The sequence below is a fragment of the Inquilinus sp. OTU3971 genome (genome assembly GCF_038440215.1).
Genome location: NZ_JASATH010000010.1, coordinates 55404 through 72880 on the forward strand (window position 1 = coordinate 55404; position 17477 = coordinate 72880).

17 protein-coding genes are annotated in these 17477 nt (G+C 70.6%); 14 read left to right on the forward strand and 3 right to left on the reverse strand.

Going from position 1 to position 17477, the window contains the following annotated elements:
- Nucleotides 1–40: 40 nt before the first annotated feature.
- The 7 genes from AAHM41_RS04550 (at nt 41) to trpA (ending at nt 5452) form a co-directional block, all read left to right on the forward strand.
- Complete coding sequence (locus AAHM41_RS04550; protein ID WP_342235327.1) at nt 41–466, forward strand: putative toxin-antitoxin system toxin component, PIN family; 426 nt, start codon at nt 41–43, stop codon at nt 464–466.
- Nucleotides 463–711, forward strand: a complete 249-nt coding sequence (locus AAHM41_RS04555) for a toxin-antitoxin system HicB family antitoxin (protein ID WP_342235328.1) — start codon at nt 463–465, stop codon at nt 709–711. Before AAHM41_RS04550 ends, AAHM41_RS04555 begins: the two co-directional genes overlap by 4 nt.
- A gap of 13 nt (nt 712–724) precedes the next feature.
- Nucleotides 725–1846: an NAD(P)/FAD-dependent oxidoreductase gene (locus AAHM41_RS04560; RefSeq protein WP_342235329.1), complete on the forward strand. Its 1122-nt coding sequence runs from the start codon at nt 725–727 to the stop codon at nt 1844–1846.
- Nucleotides 1843–2595, forward strand: coding sequence for an orotidine-5'-phosphate decarboxylase (gene pyrF / locus AAHM41_RS04565; RefSeq protein ID WP_342235330.1), 753 nt, complete (start codon nt 1843–1845; stop codon nt 2593–2595). The genes AAHM41_RS04560 and pyrF overlap by 4 nt, the downstream gene beginning before the upstream one ends.
- A complete protein-coding gene (locus AAHM41_RS04570; protein ID WP_342235331.1) occupies nt 2592–3254 on the forward strand; it encodes a phosphoribosylanthranilate isomerase in 663 nt (220 codons plus the stop codon). The genes pyrF and AAHM41_RS04570 overlap by 4 nt, the downstream gene beginning before the upstream one ends.
- Nucleotides 3255–3398: 144 nt before the next feature.
- Nucleotides 3399–4631, forward strand: a complete 1233-nt coding sequence (gene trpB, locus AAHM41_RS04575; RefSeq protein WP_342235332.1) for a tryptophan synthase subunit beta — start codon at nt 3399–3401, stop codon at nt 4629–4631.
- On the forward strand, nt 4631–5452 hold the full coding sequence (gene trpA / locus AAHM41_RS04580) for a tryptophan synthase subunit alpha (RefSeq protein ID WP_342235333.1): 822 nt from the start codon (nt 4631–4633) through the stop codon (nt 5450–5452). Before trpB ends, trpA begins: the two co-directional genes overlap by 1 nt.
- Nucleotides 5453–5473: 21 nt before the next feature.
- Here the strand turns inward: trpA and AAHM41_RS04585 are convergent, their stop codons facing one another.
- Together AAHM41_RS04585 and AAHM41_RS04590 are read right to left on the reverse strand one after the other, a co-directional pair.
- On the reverse strand, nt 5474–5773 hold the full coding sequence (locus tag AAHM41_RS04585) for a HigA family addiction module antitoxin (protein WP_342235334.1): 300 nt from the start codon (nt 5771–5773) through the stop codon (nt 5474–5476).
- Entirely contained in the window at nt 5773–6051 is a 279-nt protein-coding gene (locus tag AAHM41_RS04590; protein WP_342235335.1) for a type II toxin-antitoxin system RelE/ParE family toxin, read from the reverse strand. The genes AAHM41_RS04585 and AAHM41_RS04590 overlap by 1 nt, the downstream gene beginning before the upstream one ends.
- 125 nt (nt 6052–6176) lie before the next feature.
- On the opposite strand from AAHM41_RS04590, the gene accD reads away from it, so the two are divergent.
- From accD to AAHM41_RS04620, 6 genes are all read left to right on the forward strand, one after another.
- The gene (accD, locus tag AAHM41_RS04595) at nt 6177–7118 is read left to right on the forward strand and encodes an acetyl-CoA carboxylase, carboxyltransferase subunit beta (RefSeq protein ID WP_342235336.1); all 942 of its coding nucleotides are present in this window, start codon (nt 6177–6179) and stop codon (nt 7116–7118) included.
- On the forward strand, nt 7111–8415 hold the full coding sequence (locus tag AAHM41_RS04600; protein WP_342235337.1) for a bifunctional folylpolyglutamate synthase/dihydrofolate synthase: 1305 nt from the start codon (nt 7111–7113) through the stop codon (nt 8413–8415). Before accD ends, AAHM41_RS04600 begins: the two co-directional genes overlap by 8 nt.
- A gap of 72 nt (nt 8416–8487) precedes the next feature.
- Nucleotides 8488–8739: an exodeoxyribonuclease VII small subunit gene (locus AAHM41_RS04605; protein ID WP_342235338.1), complete on the forward strand. Its 252-nt coding sequence runs from the start codon at nt 8488–8490 to the stop codon at nt 8737–8739.
- Nucleotides 8740–8772: 33 nt separating this feature from the next.
- Entirely contained in the window at nt 8773–9642 is an 870-nt protein-coding gene (locus AAHM41_RS04610) for a polyprenyl synthetase family protein (RefSeq protein WP_342235339.1), read from the forward strand.
- An 85-nt stretch (nt 9643–9727) separates the two neighbouring features.
- Nucleotides 9728–10474: a tetratricopeptide repeat protein gene (locus tag AAHM41_RS04615; protein ID WP_342235340.1), complete on the forward strand. Its 747-nt coding sequence runs from the start codon at nt 9728–9730 to the stop codon at nt 10472–10474.
- Nucleotides 10475–10572: 98 nt separating this feature from the next.
- A complete protein-coding gene (locus AAHM41_RS04620; RefSeq protein ID WP_342235341.1) occupies nt 10573–11463 on the forward strand; it encodes a DMT family transporter in 891 nt (296 codons plus the stop codon).
- Nucleotides 11464–11546: 83 nt separating this feature from the next.
- Here the strand turns inward: AAHM41_RS04620 and AAHM41_RS04625 are convergent, their stop codons facing one another.
- The gene (locus AAHM41_RS04625) at nt 11547–11918 is read right to left on the reverse strand and encodes a hypothetical protein (RefSeq protein ID WP_342235342.1); all 372 of its coding nucleotides are present in this window, start codon (nt 11916–11918) and stop codon (nt 11547–11549) included.
- 162 nt (nt 11919–12080) lie between these two features.
- Between AAHM41_RS04625 and AAHM41_RS04630 the strand changes: the two genes are divergently transcribed.
- A complete protein-coding gene (locus tag AAHM41_RS04630) occupies nt 12081–17282 on the forward strand; it encodes an alpha-2-macroglobulin family protein (RefSeq protein WP_342235343.1) in 5202 nt (1733 codons plus the stop codon).
- Nucleotides 17283–17477: the final 195 nt, after the last annotated feature.

Sequence of the window (17477 nt, forward strand, 5' to 3'; positions counted from 1 at the left end):
TGACCTTGTGTCGGTTCATGATGTTGCATATGATATCACCATGCTCCGACTGGTGATCGACACCGATGTCATGGTTTCGGCGTTCGAGAGCCCGTCGGGGGCATCTCGCCAGCTGATGCTCGATATCCTGGACAGCAAGGCGAGCCTGCTGCTCTCGGTCAGCCTCATGTTGGAATACGAGGCCGTGCTGACTCGGAGCGCGACGTTGGCCAGAAGCGGACTGTCCGTGGCCGAGGTGCTGGAAGCCTTGGACGATCTCAGCGGGCGGTGCGTTCCGGTCGCCTTCGACTATCGCTGGCGGCCCGCGGCCCGGGATGCGGATGACGACCTGGTGGTCGAGACCGCCATCAACGGTGGTGCCGATGTGATTGTGACGTTCAACGTCGGCGACATGTCGGACGGCGCGGGCCAGTTCGGCATCGCCGTCGAACGGCCCGGGACGGTTCTCAAGAGGATCAGGACATGAGCGTCTTTCCCTTGCGGTTGCCAGACGATCTGAAGGACAAGGCTGCGGCCCAGGCGGCCGAGGCCGGTGTCAGCCTGAACCAGTTCATCGCGGTGGCCGTCGCTTCCCGCGTCGGCGCCCAGGCCGAGGCGGAGCGCTACTTCGCAGCGCGCGCCGCCCGTGTCGTGCCCGGCCGGGCCAAGGCCATCCTGGAGAAGGCCGGCATCGGCAACCAGCCGCGGGCCGACGACCAGATCGAATCCTGATCGGGGTGGCAGCATGACCAGCATCGTCGTCGGCGCCGGGGTGATGGGGCTCGCCACTGCCTGGCACCTGGCCCGGGCCGGAGAGGCCGTGACGCTGCTGGAGCGGGGGCCGATCCCGAACCCGTCGGCCGCCTCCTGGGACAGCCACCGGCTGATCCGCGCGCTCTATCCCGGCCGGCCCGGCTACACCCGCATGGCGCTCGACGCCTATGCCGCCTGGGACGAGGTCTGGGCCGCTTCCGGCGTGCGCCACTATGAGAATTGCGGCTCGATCGCCTTCAGCCGGGCCGAGGGCGACTGGGCCGATGGCTGCCGCGCCCCGCTCGACGCGCTCGGCGCCGCCTATGAGCTGCTGCCGCCGGAGGAGCTGGCGCGCCGCTTCCCCTTCCTGATCCCGGACGGCATCCGCTGGGGCCTGTTCATGCCCGAAGGCGGCGTGCTGTTCGCCGACCGCATCGTCGCGACCCTGGTCGATCTGTGCCGCGCCGCCGGCGTGGTGCTGCGGCCGGCGGCGCCGGTCCAGGCGGTCGATGCCGAGGCCGGCACCGTCACCCTGTCCTCAGGCGAGACGCTGCAGGCCGATTCGGTGGTGGTGACGGCCGGCGCCTGGGTCGGCGGCCTGTTCCCGGACCTGGCCGCGCGCCTCACCCCCTATCGCCAGCTGGTGGTCTATCTCGACCCGCCGGCGGAGCACGCCGCCGCCTGGGCCACGGCGCCCGGCATCATCGATTGCGGCTTTCCGGACGATCACTGGGCGATCCCGCCGGTCGGCGGCACCCGGCTGAAGATCGGCGTCGGCGCCTGGAAGCGGCAGGCGGATCCGAACTCCGATCCCGCCGTCGCGGTGGGGGAGGCGGAGGCCTTCCGCGAGCGCTACCGCCGGGTGCTGCGCAGCCTTGACGACTATCGCATTCTCGAAGCCCGCCCCTGCCGCTATATCTTCACCGCGGACAGCCGCTTCGTGCTGGAGCGGCGCGGCCGGGCCTGGCTGGTCAGCCCCTGCTCGGGCCATGGCTTCAAGTTCGGGGCGCTGATCGGCCGGGCGGTGGCCGACGGCGTGCTCGGCCGGCGCGAGGCCGCGGAGCTGACGTCCTGGACGGCCGGCCACCTGCCGGCGGAGGGAGTGCGAGCATGACCACGAACCCTGTCTATGTCGCCATCGACGCGCCGACGGTGGACGAGGCGAAGCGGCTGACCGGCCTGGTCGCGGGCGCCGTCGGCGGCATCAAGCTCGGCCTCGAATTCTTCATGGCGGCGGGGCCGGAGGGGGTGCGGGCGGCGCGGCCCACCGGCGTGCCGTTGTTCCTCGACATCAAGCTGCACGACATCCCCAACACCGTGGCCGGCGCCATCCGCTCGGTGGTGCCGCTGTCGCCGGCCTACATCACCCTCCACGCCTCTGGCGGCCGGGCGATGATGCAGGCGGCGGCCGAGGCCGCGGAGAAGGAGGCGGGCAAGCTGGGCGTGCCGCGGCCGAAGCTGCTCGGCGTCACCGTGCTGACCAGCCTCGACGTCGCCGATCTCGAGGCGGTGGGGCAGGGGATGGAGGTCTCGGCCCAGGTCGAGCGCCTGGCCCGGCTGGCCGAATCGAGCGGCCTCGATGGCGTGGTCTGCTCGCCGCGGGAGATCGCGCGGCTGCGCCGCATCCTGAAGCCCTCGACCGTGCTGATGGTGCCCGGCATCCGCCCGGCGGGATCGGATGCCGGCGACCAGAAGCGGGTGATGACGCCGAAGGAGGCGATGGAGGCCGGCGCCACCCATCTCGTCATCGGCCGGCCGATCACCGCCGCGCCCGACCCCGCCGCCGCCGCCCGCGACATCGCCGGCCAGCTCGGCCTGGCGCTTGATGCCGAGGCTGCGGCTCCCCAGACTCCAGTGCCATGAGCATCATCGACGCCAAGATCTGCGGCATCCGCACCCCCGAGGTGCTCATGGCCGCGGCGAAGCACGGGGCCCGCTGGGTTGGCTTGAACTTCTACCCGCCCAGCCCGCGGTCGGTGGCGCCGGATCTCGGCGCCGAGCTGGCGCGCATGGTGCCGACCGGGCTGCGCAGCGTCGGCCTGTTCGTCGACCCGACCGAGGATGAGCTCGAAGCCGTGCTCGGCCGGGTGCCGCTCGACATGATCCAGCTGCACGGGTCCGAGACGCCGGCGCGGGTGGCCGAGATCCGCGGCCGCTGGGCCATGCCGGTGATGAAGGCGATCAAGATCGCGACCGTCGAGGACCTGGCCGTGATCCCGGCCTATGAGGCGGTGGCCGACCGGCTGCTGTTCGACGCCAAGCCGCCGAAGGGCGTCGCCTCGCTGCCCGGCGGCAACGGCCTGGCCTTCGACTGGTCGATCCTGTCCGGCCGGACCTGGACCAAGCCCTGGATGCTGGCCGGCGGCCTGACCGAGGCCAATGTCGCCGAGGCCGTCGCCCGTACCGGCGCCACCGTGGTCGACGTCTCCTCCAGCATCGAGGAGCGCCCGGGCTACAAGACGCCGGAGCGGGTAGAGCGCTTCCTCGCCGCCGTCCGCGCGCTGGCCGACGCCAAGGCCTGACCGCCCGCCCTGCGCTCCATGCGGGTCTGCGATGCGTGCGCCTCGGGCATTCGCGACAAATGTTTGGCGCGCGCCGCGGTCGCCGCTAAGGTCACGGCTCCTCCGCCCCATTGTTGCCACGATTTGTGCCGGGAGCCGCCCCGCTTGACCGAGACCGCACCCTTCCAGCCCCGTCCGAACAGCTTCCGCACGGGTCCGGACGAAAACGGCCGCTTCGGCCGCTATGGCGGCCGCTTCGTCGCCGAGACGCTGATGCCGCTGATCCTCAAGGTCGAGAAGGCCTATGCCTCGGCCCGCAAGGATGCCGAGTTCAGCAGCGAGCTGCGCTACTACCTGACGCATTATGTCGGCCGGCCAAGCCCGCTCTATTTTGCCGAGCGGATCACCGAGCATCTCGGCGGCGCGCGGGTCTACTTCAAGCGCGAGGAGCTGAACCACACCGGCGCGCACAAGATCAACAACTGCATGGGCCAGATCCTGCTGGCCCGGCGCATGGGCAAGACCCGGATCATCGCCGAGACCGGCGCCGGCCAGCACGGCGTCGCCACCGCCACGGTCTGCGCCCTGTTCGGTCTGCCCTGCACCATCTACATGGGCGAGGTCGACATCGAGCGGCAGAAGCCGAACGTGTTCCGGATGAAGCTGCTAGGCGCCGAGGTGGTGCCCGTCGTCTCCGGCAGCCGCACGCTGAAGGACGCGATGAACGAGGCCCTGCGCGACTGGGTCACCAATGTCGAGGACACCTTCTACATCATCGGCACGGTCGCCGGCCCGCACCCCTATCCGCTGCTGGTGCGCGACTTCCAGTCGGTGATCGGCAACGAGACGCGCGACCAGATCATGCAGGCCGAGGGCCGCATGCCGGACACGCTGGTGGCGGCGGTCGGCGGCGGGTCCAACGCCATCGGCCTGTTCCACCCCTTCCTCGACATGCCGGAGATCGCGATCCACGGCGTCGAGGCGGCGGGCCACGGGGTCGAGACCGGCAAGCATGCGGCGTCGCTGACCGGCGGCCGCCCCGGCGTGCTGCACGGCAACCGCACCTATCTGCTGCAGACCGAGGACGGCCAGATCGAGGAGGCGCATTCGATCTCCGCCGGCCTCGACTATCCCGGCATCGGGCCGGAGCACGCCTGGCTGCACGATGTCGGCCGGGTGCAGTATTCCGCCGTGACCGACAAGCAGGCGCTGGAGGCGTTCCAGCTCTGCGCCCGGCTCGAAGGCATCATCCCGGCGCTCGAATCGGCGCATGCCCTGGCGCATGTGATCAAGATCGCGCCCGGCCTGCCCCAGGACAACCTGCTCGTCATGTGCCTCAGCGGCCGCGGCGACAAGGACATCTTCACCGTCGCCGACGCGCTCGGAGTGCAGATCTGATGACCCGCATCACCGCGCGCTTCGCCGAGCTGAAGGCGCAGAACCGAGCCGCCCTGGTCGCCTTCGTCACCGCCGGCGACCCGGACACCGAGACCAGCTTCAAGATCCTCGAGGGCCTGCCCGAGGCCGGCGCCGACCTGATCGAGATCGGCATGCCCTTCACCGACCCGATGGCCGACGGACCGGCGATCCAGGCGGCCGGCCTCCGCGCGCTGGCCGCCGGCATGACGCTGCCGAAGACGCTCGACCTGGTGCGCCGCTTCCGTGCACGCGACCAGGCCACGCCGGTCGTGCTGATGGGCTACTACAACCCGATCTACTCCTATGGCATCGAGCGCTTCCTGGCCGATGCCAAGGCCGCCGGGGTGGACGGGCTGATCGTGGTCGACCTGCCGCCGGAGGAGGATGCCGAGCTGTGCCTGCCGGCGCTGGCGGCCGGGATCGACTTCATCCGCCTGGCGACGCCGACCACCGACGACGCCCGGCTGCCGGCGGTGCTGAAGAACACCTCGGGCTTCATCTACTACGTCTCGGTCACCGGCATCACCGGCGCGGCCGCGGCGAATGCGGCGGCAGTGCAGCCGGCGATCGACCGGCTGCGGCGCCACACCGACCTGCCGGTGGCGGTCGGCTTCGGCATCCGCACGCCGGAGGCGGCGGCCGCGATCGCCCGCATCGCCGACGCCGCGGTGGTCGGCTCCGCCATCGTCGAGGAGATCCGCCACTCGCTGCACGCCGACGGCCGGCCGACCGTGGCTTCGGTCGAATCGCCGCTGGCCCTGGTCCGCCGCCTGGCCGAGGGCGTCCGCGGGGCGCGGTGAGCGTCAGTCCGACGATTCCAATCAGGCGACGGCCTCCAGCGTCGGAATGTCGTCGGTCTTTACCTCGCGCTTGGCATGCCAGAGGTCGTAGGCCGTCTGCAGATTGACCCACAGCTCGGGCCCGTTGCCGCACAGCTTGCCGATCTTCACGGCCATCCTGGGAGTGATCGGGGCCTTTTCGCTCAGGATGGCGTGAAGCGTCTGCCGGCTGATGTGCAGCAGCTTGGCGATTTCGGTCTGCGTCTTCCGAAGCGCCGGGAGGACATCTTCCCGCAGGATCTCACCCGGATGCGTCGGCTCGATGTCTCGATGGCGTTCCATCAGTGATAATCCTCCAGATCGACGTCTACCGCGTCTGCCCCAGACCATCCGAACGTCAGGCGCCAGTTCGCGTTCACGCTGACAGCGTAGTCCCCGCTGCGATTGCCCTTCAGCGGGTGGAAGCCCCACCCCGAGACGTTCATCTGCCCGGGAGCCGTCGCGGCATCCAGGGCCTGCAGCTGCCGGTTGATCCTCGACAGGAATGCCGGGTTGATGCCCTTCCGGACGCCGTTGATCCAATACTGTTCGAGCGCCTTGCTTCTGAACGACTGGATCATCGCTGTAAGGTGATGCTTTACGCAATGTAAGTCAATGAGTTACAGTCAGGCGTCGACGCTGACAGGCAGGGCAGGGATCAGCGCCTTATCTTGACCTTCCCGGCCGAAAGGCGGAAAACCGCGCCATGAACTGGTTGACCAACTACATCCGCCCGAAGATCCGGGCCCTCGTCTCCTCGTCCCGGCCGGAGACGCCGGACAACCTGTGGACGAAGTGCGGGAACTGCGAGGCGATGCTGTTCCATCGCGATCTGGAGGCGAATCTCTACGTCTGCCAGCATTGCGGCCATCATATGCGGCTGGCCCCGGCCAAGCGTCTCGCCATGCTGTTCGACGACGGCAGATACGAGACGATCGAGCTGCCGAAGCCGGCGGTCGATCCGCTCAAGTTCCGCGACACCAAGCGCTACACCGACCGGCTGAAGGACTTTCAAGCCAAGACCGGCCATCACGACGCTCTCGTTGTCGCTCACGGCAAGATGGGTGGCCGCGACACCGTAGTCGCGGTTTTCGATTTCAATTTCCTTGCCGGTACCATGGGCACGGCGGTGGGCGAGGGGCTGGTCGCCGCCGCCAAGCTGGCGGTGATGCAGCACGCCCCGCTGGTGGTGGTGCCGGCCTCGGGCGGCGCCCGCATGCAGGAAGGCATCCTGTCGCTGATGCAGATGCCGCGCTCGGTCATCGCGGTCGAGCAGGTCAAGGACGCCGGCCTGCCCTACATCGTGGTGCTGACCGACCCGACCACCGGCGGCGTCACCGCCTCCTTCGCCATGCTCGGCGACATCCACATCGCCGAGCGCGGCTCGCAGATCGGCTTCGCCGGCGCCCGGGTGATCGAGGAGACGATTCGCGAGACCCTGCCGGAGGGCTTCCAGCGCGCCGAATACCTGCTCGACCATGGCATGGTCGATGTGGTGGTGGTGCGCAAGGAGCTGCGCGAGACGCTGATCCGCACCCTCGGCCATCTGATGGGTGGCGCGCATCCGGTCCCGGCCGACATGGTGGTCGACCCGGCCGACATCGCCGCAGCCGCCGTGATCGAGGGCGAGCCCGCCTATCGTGCCTGACGCAAGCGCGGCCGCGGTCGAGGCCGCGCTCGACCGGCTGACCCATCTGCATCCGAAGCGGATCGACCTGTCGCTCGGCCGCACCGAAAGGCTGCTGGCCGCGCTCGGCGACCCGCATCTACGCTTGCCGCCGGTCGTGCATATCGGCGGCACCAACGGCAAGGGGTCGACCACCGCCTTCCTGCGCGCCTTCCTGGAGCAGGCAGGCTACCGCGTCCATGTCTACACCTCGCCGCATCTGGTGCGGTTCCACGAGCGCATCCGCCTCGCCGGGTCGCTGATCGGCAGCGCCGCGCTGGTCGACCTGCTGGAGCGTGTCGAGGCCGCCAATGCCGGCCAGCCGGTGACCTTTTTCGAGGCGACGACCGCCGCCGCCTTCCTGGCCTTCGCCGAGGTGCCGGCCGATGCGGTGCTGCTCGAGGTCGGCCTGGGCGGGCGCTACGACAGCACCAATGTAGTGCCGCGTCCGGCCGCGACCGCGGTCACCCGTATCTCCATGGACCACATGCAGTTCCTCGGCGACACGATCGAGGCGATCGCGGCGGAGAAGGCGGCCATCGCCAAGCCCGGCGTGCCGATGGTGGTGGCGCCGCAGCAGAGCGCCGCGGCCGTGTCCGTGCTGACCCGCGAGATCGAATCGGCCGGGGCGCCGCTGCACCTCGCCGGCCGCGACTGGTCGGTGGTCCCGGCATTGGATGGCTTCGTCCTGCGCACGGCGGCGGGCGAGCGGACCTATCCCCGCCCGGCGCTGCCCGGCGACCATCAGTTCGCCAACGCCGCCACCGCGATCCGGCTGCGCGACCTTCTCACCGGCTTCGACATCCCGGAAGACGCGGTGCGCCACGGCCTGGCCGCGGTCGAATGGCCGGCGCGGCTGCAGCGCCTGACCCGCGGTCCGCTGGCGGCCCTGCTGCCGCCGGGCTGGGAGCTGTGGCTCGACGGTGGCCACAACGACAGCGCCGGCGAGGTCCTCGGGCAGTGGCTCGGCGGGCTCGACCCGCGGCCGCTGCACCTGGTCTGCGGCATGCTGGAGAGCAAGCAGCCGCAGGAGTTCCTGCGGCCGCTGGCGCCCTTCATCCGGTCGATCCGGACAGTGCGGATCCCGGGGGAGGAGGCCAGCCTGCCGGCCGAGGCCGTGGCCGACCACGCCCGTGCCGTCGGCCTGACCGATGTCGCCGCGACCGAGGACGTCGCAGCCGCCGTCGCCGCCGCGGCCCGGCCCGGCGACCCGCCCGGCCGCGTGCTGATCTGCGGCTCGCTGTACCTCGCGGGCCGGGTGCTGGCGGGGAACGGCTGACGCCAGCCGACCGGCGTTGCCTCTTGCCGCGACCGCGCCTATTGTCGCCGCCCGAATATGAACGGACAGCCCATGGCCGATCGACCCATCCCTGCCGACATCGCGGGCCTGAGCTTTGAGGACGCCCTCGCCGAGCTGGAGACCATCGTGCGCCAGCTCGAGGCGGGGCAGGGCAAGCTCGACGACAACATATCGGCCTATGAACGTGGCGCCTTGCTTCGCGCCCATTGCGAGGCGAAGCTGCGCGAGGCGCAGGCGCGGGTCGAGATGATCTCGCGTGCCGCCGACGGCACCGTCACCGCCAAACCCGCGACTTTCGATTGAGGCCGTGTCTTGTCGATTGATCTGAGCAAAGCCATGGCCGAGACGGGCGCGCAGGTCGAGCGCGTCCTGGACCGTGTCCTGCCCAAGCCCCAGGCGGGCGAACCGCCGCTGGCCGACGCCATCCGCTACGCCTCGCTGGGCGGCGGCAAGCGGCTGCGCCCGTTCCTGGTGGTGTCGTCCGCGCGGCTGTTCGGCGTCGCCGAAAGCTGCGCGCTCCGCGTCGGCGCGGCGGTGGAGATGATCCACTGCTACTCGCTGGTCCATGACGACCTGCCGGCGATGGACAATGACGATTTGCGCCGCGGCAAGCCGACCACGCACAAGGCCTATGACGAGGCCACTGCGATCCTGGCCGGCGACGCGCTGCTGACCCAGGCCTTCGAGGTGCTGGCCGACAGCGAGACCCATGCCGACCCGAAGGTCCGCATCGCCCTCGTCGCCGCCCTCGCCCGGGCGGCCGGCGCCGCCGGCATGGTCGGCGGCCAGGCGCTCGACATGCAGGCGGAGCAGACGCCGCTGACCGAGATCGGCGCCATCACCCGGCTGCAGCGGCTGAAGACCGGCGCCCTGTTCGAGTTCTCCTGCGAGGCCGGGGCGATCCTCGGCAAGGTCGAGGATTCGCGGCGCGGCGCGCTGCAGGCCTATGCCCACGACATGGGCCTGGCCTTCCAGATCGCCGACGACCTGCTCGACGTCCGCGGCCGGGCCGAGGAGATCGGCAAGACCCCGGGCAAGGACCAGGCGGCGGGCAAGGCGACCTTCGTCTCGATCCTCGGCCTCGAACGCGCGGAGTCCCAGGCCCGCATGCTGGTCGACCAGGCCTGCCGTCATCTCGACGTGTTCGGCGCCCGGGGCGAGGCGCTGCGCGCCGTCGCCCATTTCGTGGTCGAGCGCAAGGCCTGACACGCAGGACTGCCGTCCAGGTTCGCTGCGTTGACGATTCCCTCGAATTTCGGATAACTGCTCCGGGGTTCGAGGGGGGACGGTCATGCCGTATCTCGGCATTCTCATCTACGCCTGCCAGCTCGGCTGCCTGGTGCATGCCGTGCGCAGCGGTCGGGCCAACTACTGGTTCTACATCCTGCTGTTCGCGCCGGGGCTGGGCATCGCCGCCTATGTCCTGGTCGAGCTGCTGCCGGAATGGCTGAACCTGCGGCCGGTGCGCGACGTCCGCAAGCAGCTGGTCGATTCGGTCGATCCGGAGCGGCGGCTGCGCGCCCTGCGCCAGGTCCATGAGGACCAGCCGAGCACGGCCAACAAGGTGCCGCTGGCGGAGGAGCTGCTGCATCTCGGCCGACCGGCGGAGGCCCTGCCGCTGCTGGAGGAAGCGATGGTCGGGCTGCATGCCGACGACCCCACCTTCGGCCGGCTGCGGGCCGAGACCCTGTTGATGCTGGGCCGGCCGCAGGACGCGGTCGACGTGCTGGACGAGGTGGCCGGGACCAACCCCGAAGCCGCGGATTCCAAGCGTCGCCTGGTGCATGCGCGGGCCCTCTGCATGATGGGCCGCTATGACGACGGCATCGTGCTGCTGCGCCAGCTGCTGCCGATCTTCGCCGGCGAGGAGGTCCGCGCCTGGCTGGCCCGGGCCGAGGCCGAGCGCGGCGACCAGGGCGCCGCGGAGACGTTGTGGCGCGAGATCCTGACCCGCGCCGGCAAATCCAGCCGCAGCTACCGCGCGATCAACAAGAGCTGGATCGACGAGGCCAAGGAAGGGCTGGGCCAGACGGCCTGAGCCCTTCACGCCGACGCATGCCCGGCCCGTGGCCTTTCCGCTTCTGTCCGACAAGCTCCTCGGGCAGACAGGGACGAACGGAATGGGGAAACGCGGGAATGGCGGCGATCGGCGCCCAGAAGCTGGACGGGGCGGAGGGCGGGCATGGCGCCGGCATCCTGCTGTTCTTCCTCGGCATGTCGCTGTTCACCTTCAACGACGCGCTGGGCAAGTGGCTGGTCGCCGACTACACGGTCGGCCAGGTGCTGCTGATCCGCAGCATCGGCGCCTTCATCCTGCTGCTGCCCTGGGTGATCCGCGGCTTCCGTGGCCTGCTGACACCCGATCAGCCCTGGATGAACCTGCTGCGGGTCAGCCTGATGGCGGCCGAGGTCGCGATCTTCTATCTCGCCGTGCGCGGCCTGCCGCTGGCCGACGTCATGACCTTCTACATGGCCTCGCCGCTGATCGTGACCGCGCTGTCGGTGCCGCTCCTGGGCGAGAAGGTCGGGCCGCGGCGCTGGGCGGCGGTGCTGATCGGCTTCGTCGGCGTGCTGATCGTGCTGCGCCCGACCGGGGCGGCGCTGTCCTCCTCGGCCCTGATCGCGCTGGCCGGCGCCACCCTGTTCAGCCTGATCCTGATCGTCACCCGCCGCGTCCGCCACACCGGCGGGCTGGGCCTGATCACCTACCAGGTCCTCGGCACCGGCCTGGCCGGCGCCGCCACCGTGCCCTTTGCCTGGGTGCCGCCGACCCCGTTCGACTGGGCGCTGCTGCTCGGCCTCGGCGTGGTCGCGATGGGCGCGCATCTGTGCATGAACAAGGCGCTGTCGCTGGCCCCGGCCGCGGTGGTCGCACCCTACCAGTACTCCACCATCGTCATCGCCGCCGCCCTCGGCTGGGCGGTGTGGGGCGACGTGCCGACATCGCAGATCATCATCGGCAACCTGGTGATCATCGCCTCCGGCCTGTTCATCTACTACCGCGAGCGGCAGTTGAAGGGAGAGTAGGTTGGATTCGCTTGGCGAACCCAACCTGTCGACGCCGGGATGATCCGCTGTTGGGTTCGCGACCGCGAACCCAACCTACGCTGTCACAAATTCCCCGGATTCCCCGGCTTCAACTCGCCCACCGCGACCAGCGACCCGTCATCGGCGAACAGCTGGATCTTGTTGCCGTCCAGCTGGATCTTGTCGCATTCCTTGGTCTCGCCCAGGTCGAAGCACATGTGGTCGTTCTCGATCGACCACTGCCCGGCATAGGGGCCGTCGTCGCCCAGCCCGTGGATGGCGCCGTCCGTGGCGTAGAACTCGGTGTATTCGACGTCGCTGGCCGTCCCCTCGACCGTGTTGCCGACGATCTGGGCCTGGATCTGCGCGCCGGTCAGCGCATCGGCGGCCAGGGCGGCTGCGGCCAGGGCGGGGGACAGCAGCAACGGCAGGACGATCGCCAGGGGTCGAATCATGGGCAGGCTCCGCGAGGGACGGGGGATCATAGTCGCGTCGCCGCGGCAGGGGGAGGGCCGTTCCGCCGTCGCAGCTGCGTCATGGTTTCGACGCGATCTCGCGTATAGTTTGTCGCAGGAGCCCCGGCGATCCGGGGCACCGTGATGGGGGATCTCATGGCCTTGAAGCTGCGTTTCGCCACCTTTGCCGCGGCGGTGGCGCTCCTGACCGCGACCCTGGCCCTCCCCCCCGCCGCCTCCGCCTACCAGGCGCCCGGCTTCGCCGCCGGTGCCGCGGCCTATGCCAGGAAGCTGGAGCAGCAGGCCAGCGCCATCCCCGCGGACCAGCGGGCCGACCTGAAGGCGCTGCGCTCCCGCGCCGCCGACGCCGCCCAGGGCGAGCGCTGGGGCGATGCGGTCTCGGCCTGGCAGCTGATCCTCGGCCAGCGGCCTACCGACGCCGGGGCCTGGTTCGGGCTGGCCCAGGCCTTGCAGCAGACCTCCCCCTATTCGCAGGACGGCCTGAACGCCGCCTTCGCCGCCTACGAGAACGCCGGCACCGACAAGCTGCGCGGCGCCGCCCTGATCCTGCTGGCCCGCGGGCTGGAGCAGCAGGACAAGGGCCGCGAGGCGATCAAGGTCGCGGCCGAGGGTGCCCAGCTGGCGCCGAGCGACGACAACACCGAATACGCCAACACCCTGCGCGACCAGTACGGCTTCCGCGTCACCTCGACCTACGCCCAGAACGACCGCGACGCGCCGCAGCTCTGCGCCGACTTCTCCGATTCGATCGTCGACGGCCGCACCGTCCGCTACTCCGACTATGTCCGGATCGAGCCGGCCGTGCCGGTCGAGGTGATCCCGTCGGACAAGCAGATCTGCCTCGAGGGCGTGTCCTTCGGCCAGACCTACACCGTCACGCTCTTGGCCGGCATCAAGTCGGTCGACGGCGACACGCTGACCGCCGATGACAGCTTCGACCTGACGGTCGACGACCGCCCGGCCAGCGTGGTGTTCCGCGGCAGCGCCTATGTCCTGCCCAAGGGCGGCGAGGGCACGGTGCCGCTGACCACGGTCAACATCTCCGAGGTCAAGCTGCGCCTGCTGCGCATCAACGACCGCAACCTGATCGACCAGGTGGCGCAGGGCCGCATCGGCCAGATGCTGGAAAGCTACGACGTCGACAGCCTGGCCCAGGATGCCGGCGAGGAGGTGTGGTCCGGCACCATGCCGGTCGAGGGCGAGACCAACAAGGCGGCGATCACCGGCGTGCCGATGGACACGCTGCTGCCGCAGCCGAAGCCGGGCGTCTACATGCTCGCGGCGGTGGACGCCAAGGCCAACGAGGACAGCTACCAGACCCCGGGCACGCAGTGGATCGTGGTCACCGATCTCGGCCTCGCCACCTTCTCCGGCCAGCAGGGGCTGACCGTGGCGGCGCGCGCGCTGTCCTCGGCGAAGGCTCAAGCTGGCGTCAAGCTGGCGCTGCTCGCCCGCAACAATTCGGTGCTGGGCGAGGCTCAGACCGATGCCGGCGGCCTCGCCACCTTCCCGGCCGGGGTGATGGCCGGGCAGGGCGGCAACCGGCCGGCCGCGGTCTATGCCTACGGCTCCGGCGACTTCACCTTCCTCGAGCTGACCGGCCCGGCCTTCGACCTGTCCGACCGCGGCGTCAGCGGCCGGGCCGAGCCGGGGCCGCTCGACGCCTTCCTCTACCCCGAGCGCGGCGTCTATCGCCCGGGCGAGACGGTGCATCTGACCACGCTGCTGCGCAACGAGCGCGCGGCGGCGATCGACGGCGTGCCGCTGACCATCAAGATCAGCCGGCCGGACGGGGTCGAGGCCCGGGTCGAGCAGGCGACGGACCAGGGCGGCGGCTCCTACAGCATCGACGTGCCGCTGGCCGACAGCGCCTATACCGGCACCTGGACCGCCGAGGCCTATGTCGACCCGAAGGGCCAGGCGATCGGCAGTACCCCGTTCCAGGTCGAGGATTTCGTGCCGGCGCGGATCCGCGTCGACCTGAAGACCGAGGCCAAGGACCTGCGTGTCGCCAAGCCGGCGGTCGTCGCCATCGACGCCCAGTTCCTGTACGGCGCCCCGGCCGCCGACCTCGCCACCGAGGCCAGCCTGACCCTGCAGCAGGCGGCGACGCCCTTCCCGGACTACTCCGACTACAAGTTCGGCCTGGTGCAGGACGCCTTCTCGCCGCGCACCCGCCCGATCACCACCCCGGCGACCGATGCCGCGGGCCAGAGCCGGGTCGACATCCTGCTGGATGGCCTGCCCGACACCACCGTGCCGCTCGAGGCCGAGATCCGCACCGCGGTGTTCGATTCCAGCGGCCGCACCGCCAATGAGACCATGACCTTGCCGGTCCGCCAGGAGCATCCCTGGATCGGCGTCAAGCCGCTGTTCTCGGGCTCGCTGGCGGAAGGCGCCGACGCGCGCTTCGAGGTCATCGGCCTCGACGCCGGCGGCCGCCCGGCCGCGCTCCGCGGCCTGCGCTGGGACCTGGTGGAGGAGATCCACGACTACCAGTGGTTCTCGACCGACGGCCACTGGGACTACAAGGTCGTCACCCGCGACCGCAAGGTGGCGGACGGCACGGTCGATGTCGCCCCGAACGCGCCGGCGGCGATCCGCCAGGCGGTCGGCTGGGGCAATTTCCGGCTCGACGTCTACGACCCGAAGGGCGGCGGCGCCACGTCCGCCCGCTTCTATGCCGGCTGGTGGGTGTCGGACGACCCGAACCCGACCCCGGACAAGCTGACCGTCGCCCTCGACCGCACCAGCTACAAGGCCGGCGACACCGCCCGGGTGCGGATCGAGCCGCCCTTTGCCGGCGACGTGCTGCTGTTCATCGCCAATGACCGGGTGCTGGAGACGCGCGACGTCTCGGTCCCGGCCGACGGCGCCACGGTCGAGATCCCGGTCTCGTCCGACTGGGGCGCCGGCGCCTATGTCCTGGCCACCGCCTTCCGCCCCTCGGGCGAGGGCGGGGAACGCCGCCACGGCCCCGGCCGCGCCGTCGGCGTCGCCTGGTTCGGCATCGACGTCACCGAACGGGTGCTGGGCGTCTCGATCGACGCGCCGGCCGAGATCCGGCCGAACCAGCGGCTCGACCTGCCGCTCACCGTCACCGGCGTGCCGCAGGGGCAGGGCGCCTGGGTCACCCTGGCCGCGGTCGACGAAGGCATCCTGCTGCTGACCGACTTCCAGTCGCCGGACCCGACCGACCATTATTTCGGCCGCCGCGCCCTCGGCGTCGAGATGCGCGACGCCTATGGCCGACTGATCATCAGCGACGGCCGCCGCGGCCAGGTCCGCACCGGCGGCGACGCCGCGGCCCAGCAGATGGCCGGGCTGCCGAAGCGCTCCACCCGCACCGTCGCGCTGTACAGCGGCATCCTGCCGGTCGGCGCCGACGGCCGTGTCACCGTGCCGCTCGACCTGCCGGATTTCGACGGCGAGCTGCGGCTGATGGCCGTGGCCTGGACGCCGACCGCGCTCGGCGCCGCCTCCACCGCAATGAAGGTGCGCGACCCGGTGATCGCCGAGATCGGCGTGCCGCGCTTCCTGGCGCCGGGCGACAAGGCCGACCTTGCCTTCTCGCTGCGCAACCTGTCCGGCCCTGCCGGCGACTACGGTGTCCGCGTCGCGGTCGAAGGCCCGCTCTCGGTCGCCGCTTCGTCAGCCCAGTTCACCCAGACCGTCGCGGCGGGGGCTGAGGCACGTCGCGCGATCCCGCTGACCGCGACCGCCACCGGTGTCGGCAAGATCCGGATCAGCGTCACCGGCCCGGACGGCTTCCGGCGCGACCGCGACTGGGACCTGTCGGTGCGCCCGGCCCAGGCGCTGACCACCGACCGCATCGCCACTCTCGTCCAGCCCAACCAGTCGGTGGTGCTGAACGCCGATCTGGTGAAGGGTTTCCTGCCTGGCACCGTCCAGGTCTTCGCCAGCTTCTCCACCCGCCCGACCTTCGACATCCCGGGCCTGCTGAAGGCGCTGGACGACTACCCCTATGGCTGCGTCGAGCAGACCACCAGCCGGGCGCTGCCGCTGCTCTACGTCGCCAAGGTGGCGGAGAAGGTCGACAGCGGCTTCCGGCCGGACGACGTGCGCCGCAAGGTGCAGGGCGCGATCGACCGGATCATGACGGCGCAGCAGCCGGCCGGCGGCTTCGGCATGTGGTCGCCCTTCGGCGAGGCCAACCCCTGGCTCTCCGCCTATGCGCTCGACTTCCTGACCCGGGCACGGGCCGAAGGCGGCTACCGCATCCCGGAACGCGCCTATCAGCGCGGAATCAAGTACCTCGCGAACTATCTCGACTGGTACGAGGCGCGCACCGAATGCACCCCGGCCAGCGCCTATGCGCTGTATGTGGTGTCGCGGGCCGGCGGCGGCGATGTCGGCACCATGCGCTACTACGTCGACAACTGCCTGCCGAAGTACCAGACCCCGGTGTCGCAGGCGCAGATCGCCGCGGCCGCCGCCCAGTTCGGCGACACGGCGCGCACCGCCAAGGCCTTCGCCGCTGCGACCTCGACCGTGCGTCCGGACAACTTCTACGGCGATTACGGCTCGCCGCTGCGCGACCACGCCGCCACCGCAGCGCTGCTGCATGAGGCCAGGCAGCCGCAGGACGAGGTGCTGCAGCAGGTCGATGTCGCCGCCGACCTGTTCGCCCGGGACCGGTACTGGAGCACCCAGGACATGACCTGGCTGCTGATCGCGGCCGACGCGGCGCTGGACGGCGCCACGCCGCTGTCGCTCGACATCTCCGGCCGCGCGGTGGCCGATCCGGGCACGATCTACCGGCTCAACCCGGAGGCCGCGGCCCTGGCCGCCGGCATCGCGGTGAAGAACACCGGCACGGGGCCGATGCGCCAGGTGCTGACGGTCCGCGGCGTGCCTTCGGCGCCGCTGCCGGCGGGCGGTGACGGCTTCGAGATCACCCGCACCTATCTCGACCGCGACGGCCGGCCCTTCGACCCGGCCAAGACGGCGGTGAAGCAGGGCGACCTCGTCACCGTGCTGCTGCGCGGCCGCGCCACCGACGACCTCGACCATCAGGCGCTGGTCGTCGACCTGCTGCCGGCGGGGCTGGAGATCGAGAACCCGTCGGTCGGCAACGGCGCGAAGCTCGGCGACATCGCCGACACGCTGTCGGACACGCAGCATGTCGAGATGCGCGACGACCGCTACGTCGCGGCGATCGACCTGACCGGCGACGCCCGGTACTTCACGGTCGCCTATCTCGCCCGCGCCGTGACCCCGGGCCGCTTCGCCCTGCCGGCACCCTATGTCGAGGACATGTACCGCCCGCAATACAACGCCCGCGGCGGCTTCGGCGCCCTGACCATCGAGGCGCGGAAGTAGGGAGGGTCGTCCCTCCCTTCCCGCGAGTGCTACCGGAGTGGATCGGCAGGACAGGCGTCAGCGTTGAAGCGCGTCTCCTCTCCCGCAAGCGAGGCCTTTTCAAAATAGCTGAGACCCAGCCTTTTATAGTCCCCCCTCCCCTTGCGGGAGGGGGGCAGGGGGAGGGGTGGGGGGGGGGGGGGGGGCGGCGGGGGG

Bases quoted from the DNA above. Each gene is read 5' to 3' on its own strand.
- AAHM41_RS04550 (WP_342235327.1), top strand. From the start codon at position 41: ATGCTCCGACTGGTGATCGACACCGATGTCATGGTTTCGGCGTTCGAG.
- AAHM41_RS04555 (WP_342235328.1), top strand. From the start codon at position 463: ATGAGCGTCTTTCCCTTGCGGTTGCCAGACGATCTGAAGGACAAGGCT.
- AAHM41_RS04560 (WP_342235329.1), top strand. From the start codon at position 725: ATGACCAGCATCGTCGTCGGCGCCGGGGTGATGGGGCTCGCCACTGCC.
- pyrF (WP_342235330.1), top strand. From the start codon at position 1,843: ATGACCACGAACCCTGTCTATGTCGCCATCGACGCGCCGACGGTGGAC.
- AAHM41_RS04570 (WP_342235331.1), top strand. From the start codon at position 2,592: ATGAGCATCATCGACGCCAAGATCTGCGGCATCCGCACCCCCGAGGTG.
- trpA (WP_342235333.1), top strand. From the start codon at position 4,631: ATGACCCGCATCACCGCGCGCTTCGCCGAGCTGAAGGCGCAGAACCGA.
- AAHM41_RS04585 (WP_342235334.1), bottom strand. From the start codon at position 5,773: ATGGAACGCCATCGAGACATCGAGCCGACGCATCCGGGTGAGATCCTG.
- AAHM41_RS04590 (WP_342235335.1), bottom strand. From the start codon at position 6,051: ATGATCCAGTCGTTCAGAAGCAAGGCGCTCGAACAGTATTGGATCAAC.
- accD (WP_342235336.1), top strand. From the start codon at position 6,177: ATGAACTGGTTGACCAACTACATCCGCCCGAAGATCCGGGCCCTCGTC.
- AAHM41_RS04605 (WP_342235338.1), top strand. From the start codon at position 8,488: ATGGCCGATCGACCCATCCCTGCCGACATCGCGGGCCTGAGCTTTGAG.
- AAHM41_RS04610 (WP_342235339.1), top strand. From the start codon at position 8,773: ATGGCCGAGACGGGCGCGCAGGTCGAGCGCGTCCTGGACCGTGTCCTG.
- AAHM41_RS04615 (WP_342235340.1), top strand. From the start codon at position 9,728: ATGCCGTATCTCGGCATTCTCATCTACGCCTGCCAGCTCGGCTGCCTG.
- AAHM41_RS04620 (WP_342235341.1), top strand. From the start codon at position 10,573: ATGGCGGCGATCGGCGCCCAGAAGCTGGACGGGGCGGAGGGCGGGCAT.
- AAHM41_RS04625 (WP_342235342.1), bottom strand. From the start codon at position 11,918: ATGATTCGACCCCTGGCGATCGTCCTGCCGTTGCTGCTGTCCCCCGCC.